The 10,005-nt window shown below is 73.1% G+C and carries 13 protein-coding genes; 9 read left to right on the top strand and 4 right to left on the bottom strand.

Annotation, left to right across the window (positions count from 1 at the left end; translation table 11 throughout):
• Window positions 1-116: 116 nt before the first annotated feature.
• The 3 genes from ybaK to ACZ6ZT_RS29885 are packed head-to-tail and all read right to left on the bottom strand — an operon-like array spanning window position 117 to window position 2,980.
• Window positions 117-611 carry a Cys-tRNA(Pro) deacylase gene (gene ybaK, locus ACZ6ZT_RS29895; protein WP_469723230.1) on the bottom strand — a complete coding sequence of 165 codons (495 nt, stop codon included), beginning with the start codon at window positions 609-611 and terminating at the stop codon, window positions 117-119.
• A gap of 4 nt (window positions 612-615) precedes the next feature.
• Window positions 616-1,356 (bottom strand): LON peptidase substrate-binding domain-containing protein, encoded by a 741-nt coding sequence (locus tag ACZ6ZT_RS29890; protein WP_469723229.1) that lies wholly within the window; start codon window positions 1,354-1,356, stop codon window positions 616-618.
• A 34-nt stretch (window positions 1,357-1,390) separates the two neighbouring features.
• Window positions 1,391-2,980, bottom strand: a complete 1,590-nt coding sequence (locus ACZ6ZT_RS29885) for an oxidoreductase (protein WP_469723228.1) — start codon at window positions 2,978-2,980, stop codon at window positions 1,391-1,393.
• 130 nt (window positions 2,981-3,110) lie between these two features.
• On the opposite strand from ACZ6ZT_RS29885, the gene hisD reads away from it, so the two are divergent.
• The 8 genes from hisD to hisF are packed head-to-tail and all read left to right on the top strand — an operon-like array spanning window position 3,111 to window position 8,821.
• Window positions 3,111-4,433 (top strand): histidinol dehydrogenase, encoded by a 1,323-nt coding sequence (gene hisD / locus ACZ6ZT_RS29880; protein WP_469723227.1) that lies wholly within the window; start codon window positions 3,111-3,113, stop codon window positions 4,431-4,433.
• Window positions 4,430-5,539: a histidinol-phosphate transaminase gene (locus tag ACZ6ZT_RS29875; protein ID WP_469723226.1), complete on the top strand. Its 1,110-nt coding sequence runs from the start codon at window positions 4,430-4,432 to the stop codon at window positions 5,537-5,539. The genes hisD and ACZ6ZT_RS29875 overlap by 4 nt, the downstream gene beginning before the upstream one ends.
• On the top strand, window positions 5,536-6,129 hold the full coding sequence (hisB, locus tag ACZ6ZT_RS29870) for an imidazoleglycerol-phosphate dehydratase HisB (RefSeq protein ID WP_030155936.1): 594 nt from the start codon (window positions 5,536-5,538) through the stop codon (window positions 6,127-6,129). The genes ACZ6ZT_RS29875 and hisB overlap by 4 nt, the downstream gene beginning before the upstream one ends.
• A 2-nt stretch (window positions 6,130-6,131) precedes the next feature.
• Entirely contained in the window at window positions 6,132-6,299 is a 168-nt protein-coding gene (locus ACZ6ZT_RS29865) for a hypothetical protein (RefSeq protein WP_469723225.1), read from the top strand.
• Complete coding sequence (hisH, locus tag ACZ6ZT_RS29860) at window positions 6,296-6,955, top strand: imidazole glycerol phosphate synthase subunit HisH (RefSeq protein ID WP_469723223.1); 660 nt, start codon at window positions 6,296-6,298, stop codon at window positions 6,953-6,955. Before ACZ6ZT_RS29865 ends, hisH begins: the two co-directional genes overlap by 4 nt.
• Window positions 6,955-7,680, top strand: a complete 726-nt coding sequence (gene priA, locus ACZ6ZT_RS29855) for a bifunctional 1-(5-phosphoribosyl)-5-((5-phosphoribosylamino)methylideneamino)imidazole-4-carboxamide isomerase/phosphoribosylanthranilate isomerase PriA (protein ID WP_469723222.1) — start codon at window positions 6,955-6,957, stop codon at window positions 7,678-7,680. The genes hisH and priA overlap by 1 nt, the downstream gene beginning before the upstream one ends.
• A complete protein-coding gene (locus ACZ6ZT_RS29850) occupies window positions 7,677-8,069 on the top strand; it encodes a RidA family protein (protein ID WP_469723221.1) in 393 nt (130 codons plus the stop codon). The genes priA and ACZ6ZT_RS29850 overlap by 4 nt, the downstream gene beginning before the upstream one ends.
• On the top strand, window positions 8,066-8,821 hold the full coding sequence (gene hisF / locus ACZ6ZT_RS29845) for an imidazole glycerol phosphate synthase subunit HisF (protein ID WP_469723220.1): 756 nt from the start codon (window positions 8,066-8,068) through the stop codon (window positions 8,819-8,821). The genes ACZ6ZT_RS29850 and hisF overlap by 4 nt, the downstream gene beginning before the upstream one ends.
• 91 nt (window positions 8,822-8,912) lie before the next feature.
• Here the strand turns inward: hisF and ACZ6ZT_RS29840 are convergent, their stop codons facing one another.
• Entirely contained in the window at window positions 8,913-9,545 is a 633-nt protein-coding gene (locus tag ACZ6ZT_RS29840; RefSeq protein ID WP_469723219.1) for a TIGR03085 family metal-binding protein, read from the bottom strand.
• Between the two features lie 91 nt (window positions 9,546-9,636).
• On the opposite strand from ACZ6ZT_RS29840, the gene hisI reads away from it, so the two are divergent.
• Window positions 9,637-10,002, top strand: a complete 366-nt coding sequence (gene hisI / locus ACZ6ZT_RS29835; protein ID WP_469723217.1) for a phosphoribosyl-AMP cyclohydrolase — start codon at window positions 9,637-9,639, stop codon at window positions 10,000-10,002.
• Window positions 10,003-10,005 lie beyond the last annotated feature (3 nt).

Below are 10,005 nucleotides of genomic sequence, written 5' to 3'. Positions count from 1 at the left end.
AGCCTCGCCGGCGTTTGAGGCGCGGGGGTCCGGGGGCTGGCCCCCGGCAGCGGCGCGGCGGCTGACAACGGCGTCGTATCCAGCCCCGCCGGCGTTTGAGGCGCGGGGGTCCCGGGTTACGGGCGGGCGATGGGGGCCAGGGTGGCTGTGGTGAGGGTGGTGAGGAGGGTGGGGGAGAGTTCCAGCTCCAGGCCGCGGCGGCCAGCCGAGACGCAGATGGTGGGGTGCGCCGTCGCCGAGGCGTCCAGGACCGTGCGGAGGCGTTTGCGCTGGCCCAGCGGGGAGATGCCGCCGCGGACGTAGCCCGTGGTGCGTTCCGCCAGCGCCGGGTCCGCCATCGCCGCCCGCTTGGCGCCCACCGCCGCCGCCAGGGCCTTCAGGTCCAGGGAGCCCGAGACGGGGACCACCGCGACCGTGAGGACCCCGTCGGCCTCCGCGACCAGGGTCTTGAACACCCGGTCGGCGGAGACGCCCATCGCCTCGGCGGCCTCCTCGCCGTACGAGGGGTGCGCGGGGTCGTGGACGTAGGCGTGCGTGGTGAACTCCGCGCCCGCCGCCGTGAGGGCCGCGATGGCCGGGGTGCCCGCCGGCTGGGGCTTCTTCTTCGGCATCCGCTCAGTTCGGGCTCGTCGGGGCGCGGGTCAGGTCCACCGCCGGGAGGGACGGCAGGTGGCGGATCACGGCCGTCTCCGAGCGGAGCAGCTTCAGCTCCTCCGCGAGGCGGGTCGCGGTGTCCGGGGCCTGGAGGAGGCGCTGCTTCGAGGGGATGTCCAGCACGGCGGCGGCCGCCACCAGGTACGAGACCACCGACGGCTCGTCCGGCAGGTCCGGCGCCGAGGCGAGGGTGCGCTCGCGGGCCCCGGCCAGCCGCTTCTGGTAGCTGCGGAAGGCGCGCAGGACGCCCTCCGAGAGGGCCCCCGCGCCGTCGCCCGGATCCTCGGGCAGTTCCTCCAGTTCGGCGACCAGGAACGGCCCCGACGCGTCGACGGAGAGGATCCGTACCCGCGTGGTGCCGGTGGCGAGCACCTCGAAGGTGCCGTCCTCCCGCTCCCGGATCGTCGCCGCGTCCGCGATACAGCCGACCCGGTGGAAGGCCTGGATCGGGTCCGCGCCGAAGCCGGCCGCCGGGCCCCGCTCGGGCAGGCCCGTCTGGTCCGGCAGCCCGGGCGCGGTCGGCGCGACTTCCCGGCCGTCGCGGATCGCCACGACCGCGAACCGGCGCGGTTCGTCCTCCCCGATCTTCAGCAGGTCGCGCATCATGGCGCGATAGCGCTCCTCGAAGATGTTCAGCGGCAGCACGAGGCCCGGGAACAGCACCTGGTTCAGCGGGAAGAGGGGCAGGCGAACGGTGGTCACGAGGCACAGGGTAGTGGCCGCGGGCCCCGGACCGTCACCCCCGCCGCAGCAGCCGGGACGCGCCCGCGGCCACCGTCGTGGCCAGGATCCACCCCAGCAGGACCAGGGCGGCCGCCGCCCACTGCCAGCCGCCCGTCACCTTCCACTGCCCCTCCTGCCCGAGGTCGATCACCGGCAGCAGCAGGTCCAGCGCGTACAGGGCGGGGTCCCACTGCGGGTGCTCGTCCGCCTTCATGGGCTGCGGAGGGTGCCCGGAGAACAGCAGGGCGCCCGCCGCCCACAGCACCGCCATCCACAGCGCCGCCCGCCCGGGCCGGTACCCGTAGACCACCGTCCAGTCCTGGAGGTGCCCCCAGGCCCGGCCGGCCGGCGGCAGGGTGGCCCGGCGCCGCCGCTGCTTGGCCACCAGCACCTCGCGGGCGTCGGCGTCCTCCCCGCCGTCCCGGAGCACGGCGGCGAGCCGCTCGTACGGCTCCGGCGAGTACTCGGGGGTGGCCGCCGCCACCCACTCCAGGCGGCGGGTCAGCGGGAAGTGGCCCCGGGGCGCGAGGTTGTCGTAGACGAAGCCCTCCATCGACAGCCGGCCCGGGCCCGGCCAGCTGGTGGAGCGGTCGACGAGCTTGACCACCTTCGCCCCCGACACCACCACCCGGCCCTGCTCCGGGGCCTCGCCGACGAAGCGGAACTCGGGGGTCTGGATCCGCCGCAGCGAGACCTCCTGGTCCGGCCGCAGCTCGAAGCCGGCCCCGTGGAAGTCGACGGAGTCCCCGAAGCGGCCGTCGTCCAGGCGCAGCCCGCCCGTGCACCGCAAGGGCCGCTCCGGACCGCCGCGCGTCGGCGTCTGCCCCCAGTCGTACGGGCGGGACGGATCGCTCCCGTCCGGGCCGAGGGCGATCGAGGTCAGGTAGAGGGTCCGCTCGACGGTCAGCGTCGGGGCGTTCAGCGCCCGGCGGCCGTACGGGTTCTCCAGCCGCGCCCCGCGCAGGCTCATCGAGGCGCCCACCTTCGCCGCCCGCAGGCTGACCTCCCCGTACGCCTCCATGAGGTCGGCCTGGAAGTCCTGGGCGACGGACATCCCGTCGGCGGCGATCGCCCGGCCCCGGTTGTCGCGCCGGAAGACGGCCTGGCTGATCAGCAGGTCGGTGCCGATCTGGGCGTCGGTCAGCCGGATCCCGCGCGCCACCCGGCAGCGCGCCAGGTGCAGGTCTCCCTCGGTGTGCACGCGGGCCGCCTCGATCCGGGGGATCGCGCAGTTGTCGAGGCGCAGCGTGCCGAAGCGGGTCTCGGAGAGCTGGATCTCGCTGTCGAAGCGGCACGACCGGATCTCGACGTACGGGGCCACCGTGCCCCCCGACAGCTCCAGCCGCCCGGTGACGCGCGCCCCGCGCAGCTTCAGGCAGGCGACGCGGCCCGGCACGGGCTCCGGCCCGGCCAGCAGGAGCAGCGCCACGACCTCGGCCCGGACCTGCCGCTCGGGACCCCATTCGGCCCCGCCGTGCGGATCGTCCCGCTCGGCGGTCCGGGTGCCGAGGTCACAGACGGTGCCCGCCCGGAAGGCCTGCCACATGTGCGCTTCGGCGTCCGTGAGGTCCCGCGGCACCCCGTCCGCCCGCACTTCGGTCATGGCAGCCCCCCGCTGTCCCGCTGTCCGATACGTGTACGAGCACGCTAAGGGGCGGCGGTGACATGGGGGACGCGTATCAGCCAGTGATACGGACGAACGGTGCCGGGAATCGGTCTGAGAGAATTGGAGGGTGATCTCTCGTATCGACCTGCGCGGTGACGCCCTCCCCGAGGGTGGCGCCCTGCGCGATCTGCTGCCCCGTGCCGAGTTCGACGTGGAAGCCGCCCTGGAGAAGGTGCGGCCCATCTGCGAGGACGTCCATCATCGTGGCACGGCGGCGCTGATCGAGTACGCGCGGAAGTTCGACGGGGTGGAGCTGGAGCGGGTCAGGGTGCCCGCCGAGGCGCTCAAGACCGCCCTGGAGGAGCTGGACCCGGCCGTCCGCGCCGCCCTGGAGGAGTCGATCCGGCGCGCCCGGATCGTCCACCGCGAGCAGCGCCGCACCGAGCACACCACCCAGGTGGTCCCCGGCGGCACCGTGACCGAGAAGTGGGTTCCGGTCGAGCGCGTGGGGCTGTACGCGCCGGGCGGGCGCTCGGTGTACCCGTCGTCCGTCGTGATGAACGTCGTACCGGCGCAGGAGGCCGGCGTCGAGTCGATCGCGCTGGCGTCCCCGCCGCAGAAGGAGTTCGGCGGCCTGCCGCACCCCACCATCCTCGCCGCGTGCGCGCTGCTCGGCGTGGACGAGGTGTACGCGGCCGGCGGGGCCGTGGCCGTCGCGATGTTCGCGTACGGCACGGAGGACTGCCTGCCCGTGAACATGGTGACCGGCCCCGGCAACATCTGGGTCGCCGCCGCCAAGCGCTACTTCACCGGCCGGATCGGCATCGACACCGAGGCCGGCCCCACCGAGATCGCGGTCCTCGCGGACTCCACGGCCGACCCGGTGCACGTCGCCGCCGACCTGATCAGCCAGGCCGAGCACGACCCGCTGGCCGCCGCCGTGCTCGTCACGGACTCCGAGGAGCTCGCGAGCGCCGTCGAGCGCGAGCTGGAGCCGCAGGTCGCCGCCACCAAGCACGTCGAGGACCGGATCAAGCCCGCCCTGGCCGGCAGGCAGTCCGCGATCGTGCTGGTCGACAGCCTGGAGGACGGCCTGAAGGTCGTCGACGCGTACGGCGCCGAGCACCTGGAGATCCAGACCGCCGACGCCGCCGCCTGGGCCGCCCGCGTCCGCAACGCCGGCGCGGTCTTCGTCGGCCCCTGGGCGCCGGTCTCCCTCGGCGACTACTGCGCCGGGTCGAACCACGTCCTGCCCACCGGCGGCTGCGCCTGCCACTCCTCCGGCCTGTCCGTGCAGTCCTTCCTGCGCGGCATCCACATCGTCGACTACACGCGCGACGCCCTCGCCGAGGTCACCCACCACGTGGTGACGCTGGCCGAGGCCGAGGACCTGCCCGCGCACGGCGCCGCCCTGAAGGCGCGCTTCGGGTGGAAGGTGCCGAACCAGTGAGCTTCGGCATCGACGACCTGCCCATCCGGGACGAACTGCGCGGCCAGACCCCGTACGGCGCCCCGCAGCTCGACGTGCCCGTCCAGCTGAACACCAACGAGAACCCGTACGAGCTCCCCGAGGAGCTGGTCCGGCGCATCGCCGAGCGCGTCGCCGACGCGGCCCGCACCCTCAACCGCTACCCGGACCGGGACGCGGTCGAGCTGCGCACGGAACTCGCCGCCTACCTCACCCGTACCGGCAAGCACCCGGTCGCCCGCGAGAACGTCTGGGCCGCCAACGGCTCCAACGAGGTCCTCCAGCAGCTGCTCCAGGCCTTCGGCGGCCCGGGCCGCACCGCCATCGGCTTCGAGCCCTCGTACTCGATGCACGCGCTGATCGCGCGCGGCACCGGCACGGGCTGGATCTCCGGCCCGCGCCGGGAGGACTTCACGATCGACGTGGCGGCCGCCGAGCGGGCCATCGCCGAACACGCCCCCGACGTCGTCTTCATCACCTCGCCCAACAACCCCACGGGTACCGCGGTCGAGGCGGAGACCGTCCTCGCCCTCTACGAGGCCGCGCAGGCGGCCAAACCCTCCCTGGTCGTCGTGGACGAGGCGTACGTCGAATTCAGCCACCGGGACTCGCTCCTGCCGCTGATCGAGGGCCGCCCGAACCTGGTGGTCTCCCGGACCATGTCCAAGGCCTTCGGCGCCGCCGGACTGCGCCTGGGCTACCTGGCCGCGCACCCCGCCGTGGTCGACGCCGTCCAGCTGGTGCGCCTGCCGTACCACCTGTCGGCCGTCACCCAGGCGACCGCGCTGGCCGCCCTGGAGCACACCGACACCCTGCTCGGCTACGTCGAGCAGCTCAAGGCCGAACGGGACCGGCTCGTCACCGAGCTGCTGGCCCTCGGCTACGAGGTCACCGAGTCCGACGCGAACTTCATCCAGTTCGGGAAGTTCGCGGACTCGCACACCGCCTGGCGGAAGATCCTCGACCAGGGCGTCCTGGTCCGGGACAACGGCGTACCGGGCCGGCTGCGGGTCACCGCGGGCACCCCGGCCGAGAACGACGCGTTCCTGGAAGCGGTTCGCGCACTGAAGAAGGAGCAGCAGGCATGAGCCGCATCGGACGGGTCGAACGCACCACGAAGGAGACCTCGGTCCTCGTCGAGATAAACCTCGACGGCACCGGCAAGGTCGACGTCTCGACCGGCGTGGGCTTCTACGACCACATGCTCGACCAGCTCGGCCGCCACGGCCTCTTCGACCTCACCGTCAAGACCGACGGCGACCTGCACATCGACAGCCACCACACCATCGAGGACACCGCCCTCGCGCTCGGCGCCGCCTTCAAGCAGGCCCTCGGCGACAAGGTGGGCATCTACCGCTTCGGCAACTGCACCGTCCCGCTGGACGAGTCGCTCGCCCAGGTCACCGTCGACCTCTCCGGCCGCCCCTACCTCGTGCACACCGAGCCCGAGAACATGGCGCCGATGATCGGCGAGTACGACACGACGATGACCCGGCACATCTTCGAGTCCTTCGTCGCGCAGGCCCAGATCGCCCTGCACATCCACGTCCCGTACGGGCGCAACGCCCACCACATCGTGGAGTGCCAGTTCAAGGCCCTCGCCCGGGCCCTGCGCTACGCCGCCGAGTTCGACCCGCGCGCCGCCGGCATCCTGCCCTCCACGAAGGGCGCCCTCTAGTCGTGAACGGCCTCAACACCATCCTGATCGTCCTCGGCCTGTTCCTGGCCGGCGGCGTCTACTCCTTCCAGAAGCAGAAGATGCCCGTGTCGGTCATCGTCCTGCTCGCCATCGGCTCCGTCATGTGCCTCGCCGCCGGAGTCCTGCGGATCCAAGGAATCTGGGAATGACCGCACGCAGCACACGCACCGCACGCAAGAACGTCGTCGTCTTCGACTACGGGTTCGGCAACGTCCGCTCCGCCGAGCGCGCCCTCGCCCGCGTCGGCGCGGACGTGGAGATCACCCGCGACTACGACAAGGCGATGGACGCCGACGGACTCCTCGTCCCCGGCGTCGGCGCCTTCTCCGCCTGCATGCGCGGCCTGAAGGACGCCCGCGGCGACTGGATCATCGGCCGCCGCCTCTCCGGCGGCCGCCCCGTCATGGGCATCTGCGTCGGCATGCAGATCCTCTTCGAACGCGGCATCGAGCACGGAGTGGAGACCGAGGGCCTCGACGAGTGGCCCGGCACGGTCGGCCCGCTGAAGGCCCCCGTCGTCCCCCACATGGGCTGGAACACCGTGGACGCGCCCGCCGACAGCCAGGCCTTCGCCGGGCTCGACGCCGACGCCCGCTTCTACTTCGTGCACTCCTACGCGGCGCACGACTGGAGCCTGGAGGTCACCAACCCGGCCATCCGCGCGCCCCGGGTCACCTGGGCCACGCACGGCGAGCCCTTCGTCGCGGCCGTGGAGAACGGGGCACTGTGGGCCACCCAGTTCCACCCCGAGAAGTCCGGCGACACCGGCGCCCAGCTGCTCACCAACTGGATCGAGACCCTCTGATGAAGACGCTTGAGCTCCTCCCCGCGGTCGATGTCCGCGACGGACAGGCCGTCCGCCTCGTCCACGGCGTCTCCGGCAGCGAGACCTCCTACGGCTCCCCGCTGGAGGCGGCCCTCGCCTGGCAGCGCTCCGGCGCCGAGTGGCTGCACCTCGTCGACCTCGACGCCGCCTTCGGCACCGGCGACAACCGCGACCTCGTCGCCGGGATCACCCGCGCCATGGACATCAAGGTCGAGCTGTCCGGCGGCATCCGCGACGACGCCTCGCTCGCCGCGGCCCTCGCCACCGGCTGCACCCGCGTCAACCTCGGCACCGCCGCCCTGGAGACCCCCGAGTGGGCCGCCAAGGCCATCGCCGAGCACGGCGACCGGATCGCCATCGGCCTCGACGTGCGCGGCACCACCCTCAAGGGGCGCGGCTGGACCAGCGAGGGCGGCGACCTGTACGAGACCCTGGCCCGGCTGGACTCCGAGGGCTGCGCACGGTACGTCGTCACCGACATCGGCAAGGACGGCACGCTCACCGGCCCCAACCTGGAGCTGCTGAAGAACGTCTGCGCCGCCACCGACCGGCCCGTCGTCGCCTCCGGCGGCATCTCCTCGCTGGACGACCTGCGCGCGCTCGCCGCGCTGGTCCCCGAGGGCGTCGAGGGCGCGATCGTCGGCAAGGCCCTGTACGCCAAGGCCTTCACCCTGGAAGAAGCCCTGAAGGTGGTCTCCGCATGAGCAGTCCCTCCGACGCGGTGCGCCGCATCTCCTCCGGTGGCCCCTACGAGGACGTCATCGGCTACTCGCGGGCCGTCCGGCTGCCCAACGGGCTCGTCCTCGTCTCCGGCTGCACCGCGGCCGACGGCGGTGGCCCGTACGACCAGACGATGACGGCCTTCGGCGTCGCCTTCAAGGCGCTCGCCCAGGTCGGTCTGGGCCCGGAGCACGTCGTGCGCACCCGGATGTACCTCACGCACGCCCGCGACGTGGAGGAGGTGGGCCGCGCCCACAAGGAGCTCTTCGACGCCGTCCGGCCCGCCGCGTCCATGCTCATCGTCTCCGGCTTCGTCGACCCGTCCATGGTCGTCGAGGTGGAGGTCGAGGCGTACGGGGAGGTGTCGGCGTGAGCCTCGCCGTACGGGTGATCCCCTGCCTCGACGTGGACAACGGCCGCGTCGTCAAGGGCGTCAACTTCCAGAACCTGCGGGACGCCGGCGACCCGGTCGAGATGGCCAAGCTGTACGACGCCGAGGGCGCCGACGAGCTGACCTTCCTCGACATCACCGCCTCCTCCGGCAACCGCGAGACCACGTACGACGTGGTGCGGCGCACCGCCGAGCAGGTCTTCATCCCGCTGACCGTGGGCGGCGGGGTCCGCACCGCGGACGACGTCGACAAGCTGCTGCGGGCCGGGGCCGACAAGGTGGGCGTGAACACGGCCGCCATCGCGCGGCCCGAGCTGATCCAGGAGATCGCCGAGCGGTTCGGCCGGCAGGTGCTGGTGCTGTCCGTGGACGCGCGCCGGACGGCCTCCGGCTCCTTCGAGGTCACCACCCACGGCGGGCGCCGGGGCACCGGCCTCGACGCCGTCGAGTGGGCGCACCGGGCCGCCGAGCTGGGCGCCGGGGAGATCCTGCTGAACTCGATGGACGCCGACGGGACGAAGGACGGCTACGACACCGAGATGATCGCGGCGGTACGCAGGCACGTGAGCGTGCCGGTGATCGCCTCCGGGGGCGCCGGGACGCTGGAGCACTTCCCGCCGGCCATCGCGGCGGGGGCCGACGCGGTGCTGGCGGCGTCGGTGTTCCACTTCGGGGATCTGCGGATCTCCGAGGTGAAGTCGGCGCTGCGGGAAGCGGGCCACCCGGTCCGCTGACCGCCTGCGGCGCGGGGCCGCCGGGGGCTCCGCCCCCGGACCCCCGCGCCTCGAACGCCGGCGGGGCTGACTTCGGCTGCGAGGGCCCGGGTCAGATGCCCAGTCGGGTGCGGGTCAGGCGGGAGACGGCTTCCTTGTCGCCGTCCAGTTCCACCGCGGCGGCGTCCTGGCGGCCGAAGCTGAAGAGGGTGAGTTCGCCCGGCTCGCCCGTCACCGTCACCACCGGGACGCCCTTGTGCGCCACCGCCGTGCGGCCGTCCGGGCGGCGCAGGACCAGGCCCACCGGGGAGCGGCGGCCCGTGAGGCGGGCCAGCTTCTCCAGGCGGGACCACAGGGAGTCCGCGAACACCGGGTCCAGCGTCCGCGGCGACCAGTCCGGCTGCGCCCGCCGCACGTCCTCGGCGTGCACGAAGAACTCCACCGCGTTCGCCGCCTCGTCGATCTGCTTCAGCGCGTACGGCGACAGCTTCGGCGGGCCGGTCCGGATCAGCCGGATCAGCTCCTCGTACGGCTTCGCCGCGTACTCGGCCATCGCCCGGTCCAGCCGCGCCTTGAGCACGTTCAGCAGCAGACCGCCCGCCGCGTCCGGCCGCCGCTCGCGCACGACGACGTGCGCCGCGAGGTCCCGCGCCCGCCAGCCTTCGCACAGCGTCGGCGCCTCCGGGCCGGCCGCCTCCAACAGGTCCGCAAGCAGCAGGCGTTCACGCTTCGCATGGGTAGACATGCGCGACAGCCTACGGCCGGGCGCCGCCGCGCGCCCGCCCATCAGGCGGACGGCGCTCCGTACCCGTACGATCACGCGGCACAATATCCACATGAGTACGTCCTCCCTCGATCCCGCCCTCGCGGCCCGCCTCAAGCGCTCCCCGGACGGTCTGGTGCCCGCCATCGCCCAGCAGTACGACACCGGCGAGGTGCTCATGCTCGGCTGGATGGACGACGAGGCCCTGCACCGCACCCTGACCACCGGCCGCTGCACCTACTGGTCCCGCAGCCGCGGCGAGTACTGGGTCAAGGGGGACACCTCCGGCCACGTCCAGCACGTGAAGTCCGTCGCGCTCGACTGCGACGCCGACACCCTGCTCGTCAAGGTCGACCAGGTCGGCGCCGCCTGCCACACCGGCGCCCGGACCTGCTTCGACGCCGATGTCCTCCTCCGCACCGACGCCGCATCCGAATAGGCA

The organism is Streptomyces sp. NPDC102258, from assembly GCF_055584685.1.
The sequence above is the reverse complement of the archived record's forward strand: the minus strand, read 5'-3'. Positions and strand labels throughout refer to the sequence as shown.